At 52.4% G+C, this 14,687-nt stretch carries 10 protein-coding genes; 9 read left to right on the top strand and 1 reads right to left on the bottom strand.

The window, feature by feature from the left end; translation table 11 throughout:
- Positions 1-146 precede the first annotated feature (146 nt).
- A complete protein-coding gene (locus tag HMPREF1548_RS12545; protein WP_021636540.1) occupies positions 147-1,208 on the top strand; it encodes a lactonase family protein in 1,062 nt (353 codons plus the stop codon).
- Between the two features lie 114 nt (positions 1,209-1,322).
- A complete protein-coding gene (locus HMPREF1548_RS12550) occupies positions 1,323-3,689 on the top strand; it encodes a glycoside hydrolase family 3 protein (protein ID WP_021636541.1) in 2,367 nt (788 codons plus the stop codon).
- An 83-nt stretch (positions 3,690-3,772) separates the two neighbouring features.
- On the opposite strand, the gene aroC is transcribed toward HMPREF1548_RS12550, so the two are convergent.
- A complete protein-coding gene (aroC, locus tag HMPREF1548_RS12555) occupies positions 3,773-4,873 on the bottom strand; it encodes a chorismate synthase (protein ID WP_021636543.1) in 1,101 nt (366 codons plus the stop codon).
- Between the two features lie 215 nt (positions 4,874-5,088).
- Here aroC and HMPREF1548_RS12560 point away from each other — a divergent pair, with 215 nt between their 5' ends.
- The 7 genes from HMPREF1548_RS12560 to ilvB all read left to right on the top strand — a co-directional run bounded on the left by HMPREF1548_RS12560 (position 5,089) and on the right by ilvB (position 14,340).
- On the top strand, positions 5,089-6,123 hold the full coding sequence (locus HMPREF1548_RS12560; protein WP_021636544.1) for a hypothetical protein: 1,035 nt from the start codon (positions 5,089-5,091) through the stop codon (positions 6,121-6,123).
- Positions 6,124-6,143: 20 nt separating this feature from the next.
- Complete coding sequence (locus HMPREF1548_RS12565; protein WP_035321973.1) at positions 6,144-7,352, top strand: acyltransferase; 1,209 nt, start codon at positions 6,144-6,146, stop codon at positions 7,350-7,352.
- 183 nt (positions 7,353-7,535) lie between these two features.
- Positions 7,536-8,669 carry a tRNA guanosine(34) transglycosylase Tgt gene (tgt, locus tag HMPREF1548_RS12570; protein WP_021636547.1) on the top strand — a complete coding sequence of 378 codons (1,134 nt, stop codon included), beginning with the start codon at positions 7,536-7,538 and terminating at the stop codon, positions 8,667-8,669.
- Between the two features lie 501 nt (positions 8,670-9,170).
- Positions 9,171-9,446: a preprotein translocase subunit YajC gene (yajC, locus tag HMPREF1548_RS12575; protein WP_035321974.1), complete on the top strand. Its 276-nt coding sequence runs from the start codon at positions 9,171-9,173 to the stop codon at positions 9,444-9,446.
- A gap of 294 nt (positions 9,447-9,740) precedes the next feature.
- Complete coding sequence (leuB, locus tag HMPREF1548_RS12580; RefSeq protein WP_021636550.1) at positions 9,741-10,823, top strand: 3-isopropylmalate dehydrogenase; 1,083 nt, start codon at positions 9,741-9,743, stop codon at positions 10,821-10,823.
- A 60-nt stretch (positions 10,824-10,883) separates the two neighbouring features.
- Positions 10,884-12,548, top strand: coding sequence for a dihydroxy-acid dehydratase (gene ilvD / locus HMPREF1548_RS12585; RefSeq protein ID WP_021636551.1), 1,665 nt, complete (start codon positions 10,884-10,886; stop codon positions 12,546-12,548).
- Positions 12,549-12,654: 106 nt separating this feature from the next.
- On the top strand, positions 12,655-14,340 hold the full coding sequence (gene ilvB / locus HMPREF1548_RS12590) for a biosynthetic-type acetolactate synthase large subunit (protein WP_021636552.1): 1,686 nt from the start codon (positions 12,655-12,657) through the stop codon (positions 14,338-14,340).
- The last annotated feature ends 347 nt before the right edge of the window (positions 14,341-14,687 follow it).

Below are 14,687 nucleotides of genomic sequence, written 5' to 3' on the forward strand. Positions count from 1 at the left end.
ACCCCAAACCATCCCTCTGACCGCCCCCACCACCCCAGGAAAAATTTACGAAAGTGATTAACAAAAGCGGGACGTTATGATAAGATTAGTTTAACCTGCAAAAGGATGCCGTCAAGAGGGCAAATCGCGGACAGGAGGCTGAAAAAATGGGACAGGACAAATATGTGGCATATGTTTCTACCTATACTATCGGAGATCAGAGGGAGCATGGCATCACGGTTTTTGATGTGGACATGGAGAACGGAAGATTTTACGAAAAGGAAAAGATTAAAATTACGAATTCTTCTTATGTGACGATTTCCCATAATAAGAAATATCTGTATTCCATTACGGATTTCGGTGTGGAATCCTACAGGATTAAGGAGGACGGCGGACTGGAAACCATTAATATGGGGTCCATCAACGGGATGAGAGGCTGTTATGTGTCCACGGATTATGAGGATAAGTATATTTTCGTGGCGGGATATCATGACGGGAAGCTTACGGTGCTGCGGATTAATGACGACGGCAGCGTGGGAGAGATTACGGAGGAGATTTATTATAAGGGCCTGGGGATTGTGGCGGAGAGGAATTTCCGGCCGCATATCAGCTGTGCCAAGATGACAAGGGATAACCATTATCTGTGCGTGGCGGATCTGGGAATGGATCATACTAATGTATACAGGCTGGATCATACGTCGGGCAAGCTGAAGCTGGTGGACGTTATCCGCAGCGAGCTGGAAAGCGCGCCCAGGCATCTGAAATTCAGCAAGGACGGCACTTTTTTGTATATTGTGCATGAATTGAAAAACTGTATTGATGTCTATACGTATAAGGAAGAAAGGGACAATCCTTTCTTTGAAAAAATACAGTCCATAAGCACGCTGAACAATTATCATGCGGGCGGTTCCACGGCGAGCGCGCTGAATTTGTCCGATGATTATAATTACCTGTGCAGTTCCAATGCCGGGGACAACAGCGCGACGATTTATAAAATCGACGGGAAAACGGGGCTTCTTACCAAACTGCTGTGCCTGCCGGTGAGCGGCGAATATCCCAAGGATGTGGCGTTATTCCCGGACAACCGCCATCTGGTGTCGCTTAATCAGGATTCGGGGACGCTCACCTTTTTTACAACTAATCTGGAAAAAGGGCTGCTTGTTATGAACGGGCGGGAATTGAAGGTTCCGCAGCCAAACTGCGTAATTTTCCATAAAATTTCCGGCTGAGGGAGCAGGCAGACTTTTCATATTTTTCGTAACAGCCTGGTACGGGGTTTGAAAAAAGCGTCTGTTCCGGCGGTTACAATTTATTATCCAAGACAACAGGGAGGAACAAGGTTCATGGAAAAATGGACAAGAATCGCGCATCAGCCATGCCTGCCCATGGGGAAGGACGGAAGGCTGGTAACAGCATGTGAAGAGCATATCCGGCTGTCAAGAACGGCAGCGACAGAAGGGATGGTTCTTCTGAAAAATGAAGGCGGGGTGCTGCCTCTGAAAAGAGGAAGCAAGGCCGCGGTTTTCGGAAAAGGACAGATTGATTACGTGAGGGGAGGCGGCGGAAGCGGCGAAGTTACAACCTCTTATACACGTAATATTTATGAAGGGCTCAAGATAAAGGAAGCGGAAGGAAAGCTTCAGATATTTGATGCACTTTCCCATTTTTATGAGGAAAATGTAAAGCAGCAGTATGCGCAGGGAAAGGAAAACGGAAAGACCGTGGAGCCTGCTGTTCCTGAAGATCTGCTGCAGGCAGCCAGACGTTTTACGGACACTGCGGTGATTACTATCTGCCGTTTTTCCGGAGAAGGCTGGGACAGGAAGGGAATTCCTGGCGATGGTGATTTTTACCTTTCTCCTCAGGAGCAGGCGATGGTTGACTCTGTTACGTCTGCTTTCCCCAGGGTAGCGGTAGTGCTGGATGTGGGCGGTATGGTGGATTCTGCCTGGTTTAAGGACAATGACAGGATCCAGAGTGTGCTGCTGGCATGGCAGGCGGGAATTGAAGGCGGCCTTGCCGTGGCTGATATTCTGTGCGGGGATGTGAATCCTTCCGGCAAGCTGGTGGATACCTTTGCCGGTTCCTTTGATGATTATCCGTCCTCCGCAAACTTTAATGAATCCGAGGATTATGTGGAGTATACGGAAGATATTTATGTGGGCTACCGGTATTTTGAGACGATTCCCGGGGCGGCGGAAAAGGTGAATTATCCTTTTGGATACGGGCTTTCCTATACTTCCTTTGCGATTGAGGGTGTCAGTGCACAGCTTCAGGAGATGAATGGAGTGGCGCAGATTGTGGCGCAGGCCAGTGTGACGAACACAGGCAGCATGGCTGGAAAAGAAGTGGTGCAGCTTTATTACAGCGCGCCTCAGGGTAAGCTGGGCAAGCCTGCCAAGGTGCTGGGCGCATTTGCGAAAACCCGCTGTCTGCAGCCGGGGGAAACCCAGAAGGTGACTCTTAATCTTACGGTTGACAGCATGGCAAGCTATGATGATACCGGAAAAGTTGCCAAATCCGCTTATGTGATGGAAGCAGGAGAGTATGCTTTCCATTTGGGAAATTCCGTAAGGAATACTGTGGAGCTTTCTTACCGGTATGTGGAAAAAGAGGATCGTGTGACATTGCAGCTTCAGGAGCGTGTGGCGCCTGTTCTGCTGAAAGAGAGAATGCTTTCCGACGGCAGCTATGAGGCGCTTCCGGTACAGCCTGATTGCGGAATTGATATGAGCCCTGATTTCATGGAGGGCAAGCCTCCTTACAAAGGAAACTGGGCAGGCGACGCCGTTGCCCAGGCTGTGGGAGAGGGTGCGCCGGCGGAAAAAGCCATGCTGATAGACGTGGTAAACGGTAAGGTGACAATGGAGCAGTTCCTGGCGCAGCTGACCAATGGACAGCTGATCGATCTGCTTTGTGGCCAGCCCAATACGGGTGTTGCCAATACGTTCGGCATGGGAAATCTTCCGGAGTACGGAGTCCCTAACCTGATGACGGCAGACGGACCGGCAGGCGTGCGAATCCGGCCTTCCATGGGTGTATGTACCACGGCATGGCCCTGTGCAACGCTGCTGGCATGCTCCTGGAATCCGGATATCGTCTATGAAGTAGGCGCGGCCGGAGCCAGGGAAATGAAGGAAAATAATCTGGGCGTATGGCTGACCCCTGCTATGAATATCCACAGAAGCCCTCTGTGCGGAAGGAACTTTGAGTATTATTCCGAGGATCCGTTGATTGCAGGAAAGATGGCGGCGGCCAAGGTAAACGGCATCCAGTCGGAGCATATCGGCGCCAGCGTAAAGCATTTTGCCTGCAATAATAAGGAAACCAACAGAAAGGCAAGCGACTCCCGGGTATCGGAAAGAGCGCTGCGTGAAATCTATCTGAAGGGCTTCGAAATCGCAGTTAAGGAAGCACAGCCCTGGACGCTGATGACCTGCTATAATCTTATTAATGGAAGATATGCCTCCGAAAGAGAGGATCTTCTGGCAGGCATCCTGCGTGAGGAGTGGGGCTTTGAAGGGATGGTTACCACAGACTGGTGGAATAAGGCTTACCAGTATAAGGAAATAAAGGCCGGAAACGATCTGAAGATGGGTTCCGGAGATCCGGATGAGGTTCTTGCAGCGCTGAAGGAAGGCAAGGTTACCAGAGCGGAAATCGAAACCTGCGCGGCTAGAATCCTGGAAACTATTATGAAGCTGGATTAATCCGATAATTTAAAAGGAAGAAGGAAAAACGAAAAGCCTGCATGGCCGGAAGAAAAACGGCTGTGCAGGCTTCTTTGTATTTCCTATTTCCCGTAAAATTTCTTAATCCCATCCATCCTGGAAGGCATTCCGGCAAAAATCAGATCCACAAGCGTGAGGGCGGTCATGGACTCCACAACAACCACGGCCCTGGGCACAATCACCGGATCATGGCGGCCCTTGATATGGATCAGAATATCCTCCCCATTCTTATTTACGGTTTCCTGTTCGGAAAAAACGGAGGGTGTGGGTTTGATGTGTGCCCGAAGCACAATACGGGAGCCGTCGCTGATGCCGCCCAGGATGCCTCCGGCATGGTTTGTTTTTTTGGCAATCTGCCCGTTTTCCATATAAAAGGCATCGTTATTTTCCGTTCCGGCAGCGGTGGATACACTGCAGCCGTCCCCGATTTCCACGGCTTTTACGGCGCCCACGGACATGATGGCTTTTGCCAGACAGGCGTCCAGCTTATCAAAAACAGGTTCGCCGATTCCTGCAGGAACGCCGTTTACCACGCATTCCACCACGCCTCCTGCAGAATTGTGGTTCTGCATGCATTCCTCCAGATAGGCTTCCGCCTGTGCGGAGCTTTCCGCATCGGGCATGCCTGTGGGCGTCTGGCCTAAAAGCTCCGGCTGGAAGCGGTCCATGGATATGGAAACAGGCCCTATGCTTTTCGTATAGGCACAGATGCTTATGCCCAGTTCCTTCAATATAAGAGAAGCAACGGCTCCGGCGGCAACACGGCCGATGGTTTCCCTGCCGGAGGAACGGCCGCCTCCCCTGTAATCCCGGAAGCCATATTTTGCGTCAAAGGTGTAGTCCGCGTGTCCCGGACGATAATAGGAAGCAATTTCACTGTAATCCCCGGAACGTTGGGAAGTATTGGGAACCATCAGACAGATAGGGGTTCCCGTGGTCCTTCCTTCAAAGACACCGGAAAGAATACTTACCTCATCTGCTTCCTTCCGGGGCGTGGCATACCGGGTCTGCCCCGGCTTCCTTCTGTCCAGAAAGGCCTGGATATCGGCTTCGCACAGAGAAAGCCCTGCGGGGCAGCCGTCAATTACCACCCCCAAAGCTTTCCCGTGGGATTCGCCCCAGGTGGTGATCCTGAAATAGGTTCCGAATGTATTTCCTGCCATATTTAAAATCCTCACTGTTTAAAGTCATCAAAGCTACGCAGATACCGCATAAATTATAGCCCATAATCCGGAAGCAGGCAAGCTTTCTTCGGAAATGTTGAGTTTTTCCATAATTGATGTAAAATAAAAGTAACTGTTGTCGCTGCGAAGAAGTCCGTCATGAAGGAGGCGGCGCCGGTGTCCGCATTATTGCGTTCCGGCAGAGGGAGGATGGGATGAAAAAAATAATTGAAGATGTGGTTTCTTTTCCAAACGGCTGTGAAACGGTACGGTTTACGGCCTGTCTCGTGTCCATGCTCATGTGCGCCCGGAAAGAAACGGGAGAGAAAAAACATGAGCAGCTGTACCAGCGGTATAATCTGGCGGCCGGCTATTCTTTTTTGCAGATCGATCTGTCCAATGACGGACACATGGCCTGCAGCTGGGAGCTGACCTCCCAGAAGCTGCTTCAAGAGTTTGATTATTATATAGCGGTTGTTATGGATTTCGCCGGTTATGAATTCGACAAGCTTGACGGCGGGCAGGAATCGGCGTTTGAAAAAATAAAAGCGTCCATTGACAGAAAGATTCCCGTCCTGATGCAGCTGAAAAAGGAATGCCAGTGGGTGCTTGTTACCGGCTATGATGATGAGGGAACCCTTTACGGCCTGGATGGCTCTCAGGGGTATTGGGGAGCCTCGCCCGCAGAGCCTTCCGGTTATGAGGGTGAGCTTTTTATGCTGTCCGATTGGTCTGACAAGCTGGCCCATGCCTTTGTTCTGGGCAAAAGAAAAGAACCGGGGCTGACTGTTGACGACATAATCCGGCGCGGGATCCGGATTATGGAACGGATGCAGGAAAAAGCCTTCTATGAAAATTCCACGGCCTTTATGCGGGAGGACAGCCATTTTACCGGCTGTACGGACGAAGAGCTTCTGCGGCTGAGGGATCGGATTTCCCAATGGATCGGGCAGGCCATCGACCAGCGGGCCGTGTTGGGCTGGGCCATGGATCCCCTGCTTGCGCAGGCGGAGCCGTCGGCCAGAACGGAAGCCCTGAATGCGGTAAGAGGTTTGTGCTGGACCACCCATGATGTGCTGTGGGTTGCATGGAAGGCAATTGGGGAATACATGGCCGGAGCGCCCATAGAATGGGCCGGAGGTCTGAAGAATAAGACAATCCGCAGCGTCATAGCCGACTGCTTTGAAATCGTAAAACGCCATGACGAGATGATTCTGGAGCACCTGAAGAAAGGCTTTCTCCCCGCTTGAAGTGCGCCGGGCAATATGATATGATAAAAAACAATGCGTTTAAGCCCATTGGGAAAGGACAGATTATGGAAACACAGAAGAGAGAAGCGGGAAAAGAAAGACAGGCCAATCTGGAGCTGCTGCGCATCTTTTCCATGCTGATGATCGTCATGATGCATCTGCTCAATCACGGAAAAATACTGGAAACCACGGCCAGGGGAAGTATTTCCTATTATCTGGTCTGGATCCTGTTTGGCATATCCTTCGTGTCCATCAGCACCTATATACTCATCAGCGGCTATTTCCTATGCGAGACATCCTTTTCCTTCCGGCGCATCCTGAAGCTGGAGGGACAGGTCTGGTTCTATTCTGTGGCTCTTTACCTGGCATCACTCCTGCTGCTGCGCCAGCCCTTTGATATGTCGTCGCTGATAGCGGCCGTTTTTCCGGTGCTGTCCTGTGAATACTGGTTTGTGACCATGTATGTGGGAATGATTGTGCTGTCCCCGTTTCTGAATAAGCTTCTGACAGGACTCACCCAAAGACAGTTCCGGCTGCTGCTTGTTATCCTGTTTGTCCTGTTTTCCCTGTGGCCCAATGTTTTTTTCTTTTCCCCGGCCCTGAATTTCGGCGGTGGAAGCGGAGTGGTATGGTTTACCACCGTATATTTGTCCGGCGCCTATCTGAAGCGCTTTTACAGGCCCGATGGGCAATTCGGCAGGCATTTGCTGCACTTTTTCGGAGCGGCCCTGCTCATTCCCGTCAGCCGCTTCCTGATAGAACTGCTGCTTTCCACGCCTCTGGGAAAAATAGGCTTCCTTCAGGATCTGATGTGGGGCTACAGTATTTTTTATGAATATAATTCCGTGCTGGTTTTTGCGGCTGCCATACTGCTTTTTATAGCGTTCCTGAATCTGCAGATAAAGCCCGGCCGCCTGCAGCGCATGATTCTGGCAGCGGCCCCCTTAAGCTTCGGAGTTTACCTGCTTCACGATAATCCCAACGTAAGAGGCTTTGTCTGGGAAACGCTGAATCCCTCCCGCCTGGCCGGAGCCTGGTACCTGGTGCCCGGCGTACTGCTGCTTGCCGCCGCTGTCTTCGCTGTCTGCGCATTGACAGAGTGGCTGCGCAAAATGATTGCCTCCCTGCCAGCCCGCCTTCGGAAGAAAAACACAGTCTCCCGGCCAGGATTCTCAGAACGGGCCTGCGCCGCTCTGGATGAAAAGCTTTTTCGCCAAAATGAGATGTAAACCCTGAATTATCATTGAATTACCTGCTCAAACGCTATGTATCGTTAAGTAAAATAAGCCAAAGCATCCGCCCTTCGCCGTATTCTGATGACAACAGGCGGATGCCGCTGCAGTGCGGCCCGGCGCCGGACTGCGGCAGGCCGGGCGGAAAACGCCGGCCATGGAAAATAAAGGAGAGAAACTATGTACCGTCTGCTGAAACAGGAAGGAAGAGCAAAAAGAGGAGAATTTGAAACCGTACACGGAACCATACAAACCCCCGTGTTCATGAATGTGGGAACCGTGGCTGCCATCAAGGGAGCAGTATCCACACAGGATCTGGAACAGATCAAAACCCAGGTGGAGCTGTCCAACACCTACCACCTGCACGTACGCCCCGGCGACAAAATCATCAAACAGCTGGGAGGCCTCCATAAATTCATGTCCTGGAACAAACCCATACTCACCGATTCCGGCGGCTTCCAGGTATTTTCCCTGGCAACCCTGCGGAAAATCAAGGAAGAAGGAGTCTACTTCAACTCCCACATCGATGGAAGAAAAATATTCATGGGCCCGGAGGAAAGCATGCAGATCCAGTCCAACCTGGCCTCCACCATTGCCATGGCCTTTGACGAATGCGCCCCTGCCAAGGCGGAACGGGCCTATGTGGAAAATTCCGTGGCCCGCACCACCCGCTGGCTGGAACGCTGCAAAGCCGAAATGGCCAGACTCAATTCCCAGGAAGACACCATCAACAAAAACCAGCTCCTTTTCGGCATCAACCAGGGAGCGATTTACACGGATATCCGAATCGAACACGCCAAAAGGATTTCTGAACTGAACCTGGACGGCTACGCAGTAGGCGGCCTGGCCGTTGGAGAAAGCCACGAAGAAATGTACCACGTGCTCGACGAAACCGTGCCCTACCTCCCCGTGGACAAACCTACCTACCTCATGGGCGTGGGAACTCCCGCCAACATCCTGGAAGGCGTTGAACGGGGAATCGACTTCTTCGACTGCGTCTACCCTTCGAGGAACGGCCGCCACGGGCACCTCTACACCAACCACGGCAAAATCAACCTGTTCAACGCCAAATACGAACTGGACGACCGCCCCATAGAAGAAGGCTGTGACTGCCCCGCCTGCCGCAGATACACTCGCGCCTACATCCGCCACCTCCTAAAGGCCAAGGAAATGCTGGGCATGCGCCTCTGCGTCCTCCACAACCTCTACTTCTACAACACCATGATGGAAGAAATCCGCGCCGCCCTCGATGCCGGCAATTTCGCCGCCTATAAAAAAACCAAGCTCGACAACATGAGCCACCCCGAAGACTAACACTATCTCTCCATTCCACACTTACGTAGTGGCTGGCCGTGCTGAAAAGCGTATCTGGCTGGGGCGGGTGCTGGGAAGGGATTGGGGGCCGGGATGGGGAAGGGGTTTTTGCAGGTGCATTTTATACCATGGAGAGGAGACCAAAAAATGGAAGTCCCACCTGACATTTTTTGCCCTGGGCTCCTCGCAATGCCCGGTATAACCTGCACCTGCAAAAACCCCTTCCCCACCGCGGCCCCCAGTCCCTTTCCCGCCCCATGCCAACAGCCTTCCCAGCCGGATACGCTTTTCAGCTCCCCCCTCTAAAATCTAAAATTTCATTAAACTGGACAAAAGGACTTGCCCCTTGCCACATTTTTGTGTATGATGTTTGTTAGATATGTATGCGGTCACCTCGCATACGGTTCAAATTTTCAGGGCGTTTCAGCCTGACGTAGGAGGAATTAAGAAAAAATGGGAATTTTAGCGAGTGAAGCTGCAGCCGCAGCAGGTCCAGGAAGTATGATTGGCGTAATTTTAATGTACGTCGTTATTTTCGGAGCTTTCTTTTACTTCGTAATGTACCGTCCCCAGAAGAAAGAACAGAAGAAGATGAACGCCATGCTTTCATCTCTTGAAATTGGAGACAGCATTCTGACCAGCAGCGGATTTTATGGAATCGTGATCGATATTACGGATGACACTGTAATCGTAGAATTCGGTAATAATAAAAACTGCCGTATCCCCATGCAGAAGTCAGCCATTGCACAGGTAGAGAAGGCAAACGCTGATGAATAAGATGCAGGAAAAGAAGCGCAGAGGTTTTGCAGGTTGAACTGCTGCGGGGAAGCGGTAAAGGCAGGTTTTTGTTTTACTGCCATATACTGAAGCTATAACAGAATACATTTCTATTACTGCAGGTTATTACAGCCATATCGAAAGGGTATGGCTGTTTTTCTTTTCCGAAGGTTCTTTTTGTTGAAATTCTGCATATTTTGGTCTATGATAAAAGGGATAATCCTCTCCCGGACAGGGTTCCAGGCCGTTTGACGCGGAGAGGAAGACTGATAGGAAGAAGGGATTGAGGCAGTTATGGAATTACATATCGGATGTATTCCGGGAGATGGAATCGGACCGGAAATCGTAGGAGAAGCAAGAAAAGTATTGGACAGGGTGGCGGAGAAATTCGGCCATACCATACAGTATACGGAAATCCTTCTGGGAGGCGCATCCATTGATGTGCACGGCGTTCCCCTGACGGAGGAAGCAATAGAGGCTGCAAAAAGCAGCGATGCGGTGCTGATGGGCTCCATCGGCGGAGATGCCAACACCTCCCCCTGGTATAAGCTGCCGCCGCAGAAACGTCCGGAAGCAGGACTGCTCGCCATCAGGAAGGCGCTGGGCCTGTTCGCCAATCTGCGTCCGGCGGTACTGTATGACGAACTGGCGGGAGCCTGCCCGCTGAAGGAAGAAATCAGCAAAGCCGGATTTGACATGATGATCATGAGGGAGCTTACCGGCGGACTGTATTTCGGCGAAAGGAAAACCACTGTGGAAAACGGCGTCCGTACGGCGGTGGATACCCTTACTTATAATGAAAATGAAATCAGGCGGATCGCCATAAAAGCCTTTGATATCGCCATGAAGCGCCGGAAAAAGGTGACCAGCGTGGATAAGGCCAACGTACTGGATTCCTCCAGGCTCTGGCGTGACGTGGTAAATGAAGTGGCAAAGGATTACCCCCAGGTGGAGCTTTCCCATATGCTGGTTGACAACTGTGCCATGCAGCTTGTGAAGGACCCGGCGCAGTTTGACGTTATTCTTACGGAGAACATGTTCGGCGACATCCTTTCCGATGAAGCGAGTATGGTAACCGGTTCCATCGGAATGCTTGCAAGCGCCAGCTTAAATGATACCAGCTTCGGCCTTTATGAGCCAAGCCATGGCAGCGCGCCGGATATCGCTGGCAAGGACATTGCCAACCCCATAGCCACCATTTTAAGCGCATCCATGATGCTGCGCTACAGCTTTGACCTGTCTGCGGAAGCGGATGCGGTGGACAACGCCGTAAAACAGGTGCTTAAGGACGGCTACAGAACATCGGATATCATGTCCGAAGGCTGCAAAAAAGTAGGCTGCCGTGAAATGGGCACCCTGCTTGCAGAAAGAATATAGATCGCTGCAGTTTGGCGAAGGCTGAATGACAGCTGTAAAACCGAAAGGAGAGACTAAGCTATGAGAAGTGATTCGGTAAAAACAGGAGTGCAGCAGGCACCCCACAGAAGTCTGTTTAATGCGCTGGGAATAACGGAAGAGGAAAGACAGCGTCCCCTCATCGGTATTGTCAGCTCCTATAATGAAATCGTTCCTGGCCATATGAACCTGGATAAAATTGTGGAAGCGGTAAAAATGGGCGTTGCCATGGCCGGCGGCACCCCCATTGTATTCCCCGCCATCGCCGTATGCGACGGCATCGCCATGGGACACGTCGGCATGAAATATTCCCTGGTAACGAGAGACCTGATCTGTGACAGCACGGAATGTATGGCCATGGCCCATGGTTTTGACGGCCTGGTAATGATCCCCAACTGCGACAAGAACGTTCCCGGCCTTCTGATGGCTGCCGCAAGAATCAATATCCCCACTATTTTTGTTTCCGGCGGCCCCATGCTGGCGGGACATGTGTGCGGACATAAAACAAGCCTTTCCTCCATGTTTGAAGCGGTGGGAAGCGTTGCCGCAGGAACCATGTCCATGGAGGAACTGCAGGAATTTGAAGAAAAGGCCTGCCCTACCTGCGGCTCCTGCTCCGGCATGTATACGGCCAATTCCATGAACTGCCTGACAGAGGCACTGGGCATGGGCCTTAGAGGAAACGGCACCATCCCTGCGGTTTACTCTGAAAGGATCCGTCTGGCAAAGCATGCCGGCATGCAGATCATGCAGCTGGTGGAAAAGGATATCAAGCCGAAAGACATCATGACGGAAAAGGCATTCTTAAACGCCCTGACCATGGATATGGCCCTTGGCTGCTCCACCAACTCCATGCTCCATCTTCCTGCCATCGCCCATGAAGCGGGCGTGGAGCTGAACATGGAAATCGCCAACGAGCTTTCCGCTAAAACACCGAACCTGTGCCACCTGGCCCCGGCAGGCCCCACCTACATCGAGGATCTGAACGAAGCGGGCGGCGTCTATGCGGTTATGAACGAACTGAACAAGAAGAATCTGTTATACACGGATCTCATTACCGTTACCGGAAAGACGGTAGCTGAAAATATTGCCGGCTGCGTCAACAAGAACCCTGACGTAATCCGCCCGATAGAAAATCCCTACTCCGAAACCGGCGGAATCGCCGTGCTGAAGGGAAATCTGGCTCCGGAGACAGCTGTGGTGAAGCGTTCCGCCGTAGCCCCGGAAATGATGGTCCATGAAGGTCCGGCCAGAGTATTTGACTGCGAGGACGATGCCATTGCCGCCATCAAGGGAGGCAAAATCGTACCCGGGGATGTGGTGGTAATCCGCTACGAAGGCCCCAAGGGCGGCCCCGGCATGCGTGAAATGCTCAATCCCACCTCTGCCATTGCCGGCATGGGAATGGGTTCCACAGTCGCCCTGATCACGGACGGCCGCTTCAGCGGCGCTTCCAGAGGCGCTTCCATCGGCCATGTGTGCCCGGAGGCAGCGGTGGGCGGCCCTATCGCACTGGTGGAAGAGGGAGATATCATCAGCATCAACATCCCCGAAAACCGTCTGGATGTGAAGGTTTCCGATGAAGAAATGCAGAAAAGGCGCGCCAAATGGCAGCCCAGACAGCCCCAGGTAACCTCCGGTTATCTGGACAGGTACCGCAAAATGGTTACCAGCGCCAACAGAGGAGCCATCCTTGAAATAAAATAAAAAAATGCCAAAGGCGGCAGTCAGAGGAAATATGTATGCTCCCCGCTGCCGCCCGGCGCAAGAGATAAATGCAGTGCCGTGAAACAACGGCGGAACGGAGGAATGTATGCAGCTGACAGGAGCGGAAATCATCGTAGAATGTCTGAAGGAACAGGGCGTGGATACAGTATTCGGCTATCCCGGGGGAACGATCCTCAATGTATATGATGCCCTGTATAAACATCAGGATGAAATTTTTCATGTGCTCACCTCTCATGAACAGGGGGCGGCACATGCGGCTGACGGCTACGCAAGAGCCACAGGAAAGGTGGGAGTCTGCCTGGCCACCAGCGGCCCCGGCGCCACCAATCTGGTGACGGGCATTGCCACAGCCTACATGGATTCCATTCCCATGGTGGCGATTACCGCCAACGTAACACTGCCCATGCTGGGAAAGGACTCCTTCCAGGAAGTGGACATCGCAGGCGTGACCATGCCCATCACAAAGCACGGCTATATTGTAAAAGACGTGAGCATCCTGGCGGATACCCTTCGCAAAGCCTTCCATATCGCGGCTTCCGGACGTCCCGGCCCGGTTCTCGTGGACGTAACCAAGGACGTGACTGCAGCCCTCTGCGAATACACGCCGAAGAAGCCGGAGCCGCCGGAGCATGGCAGCCGTTTTACCCCGGAGGAAGTGGAAGCCGCCCTCAGGCTTCTTACAACGTCAAAAAAACCCTACATTTATGTGGGCGGAGGCGCAGTCCTTTCCGGAGCGGCACAACAGGTCAGGGAGTTTGCTGCGAAGCTGGATTCTCCCGTCTGTGATTCCCTGATGGGAAAAGGCGCCTTTGACGGACACAGCCCCCTCTATACCGGTATGATCGGAATGCACGGCACCAAAGCCTCCAACCTTGGCGTGAGCGAATGCGACCTGCTTATTGCCCTGGGCGCCCGTTTTTCCGACCGTGTCGTGGGAAACGCCAAAAAATTCGCATCCAATGCCAGAATTCTGCATATAGATATTGACGCGGCCGAAATCAACAAAAATATGCGGGCCGACGCAGCGCTCGTAGGAGACCTGAAAGAAATCCTGGACACCCTCAACGAAAGCCTTCCCCAGTGCGACCACAAGGAATGGACTGCCCATATCCGTGATTTGATGGAAAAATACCCCCTCAAATACGACGAAAGCCAGCTGAGCTGCCCCTACGTAATCGAAGAACTGGACCGCATTACCGGCGGCGACGCAATCATCACCACCGATGTAGGCCAGCACCAGATGTGGGCGGCGCAATACTACCATTACACCAGGCCCCGCACCTTCATTTCCTCCGGCGGCCTGGGCACCATGGGCTACGGCCTGGGAGCCTGCATAGGAGCCAAAATGGGACGCCCGGATAAAATATGCGTCAACATTGCAGGAGACGGCTGCTTCCGCATGAACATGAACGAACTGGCCACCGCCAGCCGCTACAACATCCCCATCATCCAGATCGTAATCAACAACCACGTACTGGGAATGGTAAGACAATGGCAGACCCTCTTTTACGACCACAGATACTCCCAGACCATCCTGGCAGACAAAGTGGACTTCTGCAAAGTAGCGGAAGGCCTGGGCTGCATGGCCATCCGTGTCACCAAAAAAGAAGAAGTAGCCCCCGCAATAAACAAAGCGATCGCCTCCGGCTCCCCCGTCCTAATTGAATGCATCATCCCCGAAGACGACAAAGTATTCCCCATGGTATCCCCCGGCGCCGCCATCAGCGAAGTCTTCGACGCAGATGACCTGCCGCCGACACCAAACTCATAATTACAGCTGCGAGGCAGGACATCTGAAATCCCCCCCAAAAAAAGCCGCCCCCAGCACCACATTCATACAACACAAAATAGCCCCCAAAAAATAAAAAAACACTTGCCGGGTACACTTCCAAAGTATCCGGCATACTTATTAAAAGTAAAAGCACCCCCATCCTACCCACCCTGCCCTTTATGTCCTTTTCCTGCAAAAACCTTCGCGTCCCGCCGAATCCCTGGCCGGCTCCCTGTGGCTCCCCCTGTATGGCGTCCCCCCGGCGGGCTATGCTTTCTGTACGGGTCGTCTAAAAACGCCGGTCCTTACGACGCGTACTCTGCGTCGTTAGTACCGCTGCGTTTTTA

The sequence above is a fragment of the Clostridium sp. KLE 1755 genome, from assembly GCF_000466465.2.
GTDB classification, from domain to species: Bacteria; Bacillota; Clostridia; order Lachnospirales; family Lachnospiraceae; genus Eisenbergiella; species Eisenbergiella porci.

Bases quoted from the DNA above. Each gene is read 5' to 3' on its own strand.
- tgt (WP_021636547.1), top strand. From the start codon at position 7,536: ATGTACCGTCTGCTGAAACAGGAAGGAAGAGCAAAAAGAGGAGAATTT.
- yajC (WP_035321974.1), top strand. From the start codon at position 9,171: ATGATTGGCGTAATTTTAATGTACGTCGTTATTTTCGGAGCTTTCTTT.
- aroC (WP_021636543.1), bottom strand. From the start codon at position 4,873: ATGGCAGGAAATACATTCGGAACCTATTTCAGGATCACCACCTGGGGC.
- HMPREF1548_RS12565 (WP_035321973.1), top strand. From the start codon at position 6,144: ATGATAAAAAACAATGCGTTTAAGCCCATTGGGAAAGGACAGATTATG.
- ilvB (WP_021636552.1), top strand. From the start codon at position 12,655: ATGCAGCTGACAGGAGCGGAAATCATCGTAGAATGTCTGAAGGAACAG.
- ilvD (WP_021636551.1), top strand. From the start codon at position 10,884: ATGAGAAGTGATTCGGTAAAAACAGGAGTGCAGCAGGCACCCCACAGA.
- HMPREF1548_RS12550 (WP_021636541.1), top strand. From the start codon at position 1,323: ATGGAAAAATGGACAAGAATCGCGCATCAGCCATGCCTGCCCATGGGG.
- HMPREF1548_RS12545 (WP_021636540.1), top strand. From the start codon at position 147: ATGGGACAGGACAAATATGTGGCATATGTTTCTACCTATACTATCGGA.
- leuB (WP_021636550.1), top strand. From the start codon at position 9,741: ATGGAATTACATATCGGATGTATTCCGGGAGATGGAATCGGACCGGAA.
- HMPREF1548_RS12560 (WP_021636544.1), top strand. From the start codon at position 5,089: ATGAAAAAAATAATTGAAGATGTGGTTTCTTTTCCAAACGGCTGTGAA.